This is a genomic window from Synechococcus sp. F70.1, assembly GCF_047502745.1.
Classification (GTDB): Bacteria; Cyanobacteriota; Cyanobacteriia; order Thermostichales; family Thermostichaceae; genus Thermostichus.
Genome location: NZ_JANSJL010000059.1, coordinates 1 through 1,893, shown reverse-complemented (window position 1 = coordinate 1,893; position 1,893 = coordinate 1). Strand labels below are relative to the sequence as shown.

The window sequence follows — 1,893 nt, the reverse complement described above, 5'->3', positions numbered from 1 at the left end:
GGCGCAGCTCCACCGTGTTGGGCTTGGCTGCCATCCACTCGCCCAAGGGGCTCTTGGAAGGAGTTTCTGGGGCAAAGACGCTCGGCCCGCAGGGAGGCCCCTGGCAGGTGAGATTTTGCGTCTGCGTCTCGGTTGCTGGACAGGTGGGGCTGCTGGTGCTGGCAATCAGGTTGCGCGTTCGAGTTTGGGTAACCGTTCTAGTTTGGCCGCAGGCAACCTGAACCTGGCTGCAATCTGGGGGTGACCAGGGGCTCCACTCGCTGTAGTTGCAAGTCTTCGGGCAGGTAACCGTTTGGGTTTGCGTTCGGGTGGTGGTCCCGCAAATCGAGGTGCAGGTCTCAGTGCGGCTCTGAGTTATCTGCAGGCCGCCCTTGGCCACCGTGCACGCAGGAGTCCAGTCTGTGTAGGTGCAGGTAGGCTCCGGAGGCTGGCAAGTGATGGTTTGGTCTTGGGTTTCAGTAAAGGGGCTTTGGCTGCGACAGAGCGGGGTTACTGTGCGGGTGCGGGTTTGGGTGATTCTGGTGCCGCTACACTGCTGCTGCGGGGTACACTGAGGCGTCCAATCTGACCAAGGCCCGTAGTTGTACTGAGGGTAGCAGGTGATCCTCCGAGTTTGCGGTGTTGGCGGAGTGCCAGGGCAACCGGCAGGCAATCTGGCAGTTCTGGTTTGGGTAATAGTGGTTTGCTGACAGATGTTGGGGTCACATGCAGGAGTCCAGTCTGTCCAGATGGGATCGCAGTTGAGGGGGGTTGCGCAGGAGCGCTGATAGGGATCTCTATTCCGATCGAGCCTACTACCCTCGATTGGATCCGGCTGGCAAGGTTTGTTCACCCCCTGCAGCGGCTTCAGGTAGCGCAGGTCGTAGTTTTCTAGATCGCTGCCATCGCGAGTGGCAAAGCGCAGGAAGGCATCGCCGGTATTTTCGTAGGTCTGGATCTCCACCAAGTAGGGCGAGGGCTGGGATGGATCCGCGCACTCCAGCTCTAATCGCAGGGTGACCAGGTTACCGTTGCCGCCGCTATCCTGCCTATCCTGCCAGGCTTCGGCACCTGCAGCATTGGGCCCTAGGCTGAGCGAAGTTCCGTTCCAGGCTCCATGGTTGACAAAAGTGGCACTGGAGCCGTCCCGCCGTCGAATGATCAGCCGCGCGCCATCGTTGCTGAAGAGACGGTAGCTCTGTAGGCCAGGCCAACGGGGATACAGCTGCCCTACCCAGCGCACCACGAAGAAGTCGTTGCCGTTGTTGTTGCCCCTTGGCCCGTCCCCACTTCTACGCCGCCAGCAGGAGCGCAGGAAGTTGAAGTGACCCGGGAAGTTGAGATCATCTGCGTCGGTCAGCAGATCCCTAAAGCCATTGTTGCCATCTGGCTCTCCGCAACTAGGCATCCAGAACCAGTCGCCGCGATCCCGTCGATCTGGGGTGCCAGCCGGCGCCGACAAGCGGCAAAGGGGCCGCCGAATGTCCGCCAACGGCGAAGACCTGTCGCACATAGAGTCGTTATACAGCCGCCGCTTGAAGGGAGAGTTGGAGTTCAGCGATATGCTGCTGCCGAAAAAGTACTGGAAGCCTCCCCACCCAGGGAAACCGCTGCCGCTGCGGGCAAAGGGGGCTAGGTTGCTCGGATTATTGATGGCATCTCGCACACAGGCCCAGCGTTGGTCGTTGGTGCCACTTGGATTACAGGTAGGCGCACTGGTGGTATAGCCATTGTTGTACTGACCAATGGCGTCAGGTACTCCTTGCGCCGGGAACACCGGATCCGGCCAGCGCACCGCCCGCAGGTAGGGCAGGTTGGCATCTTGAGCAGCTCCGAGCAGGGGGCCTACGGCTCCGCTGGTGGCAAACCCTGTGTCGCGTTCGTACTGGTCTCTCGGGCTAGTCAGCCAGCCGT

Annotated in this window: 1 pseudogene; it reads right to left on the bottom strand. The window is 60.8% G+C overall.

The features are described from left to right. A pseudogene (locus NW860_RS06035) lies at nt 1-1,893 on the bottom strand (type II secretion system protein); the annotation flags it as partial.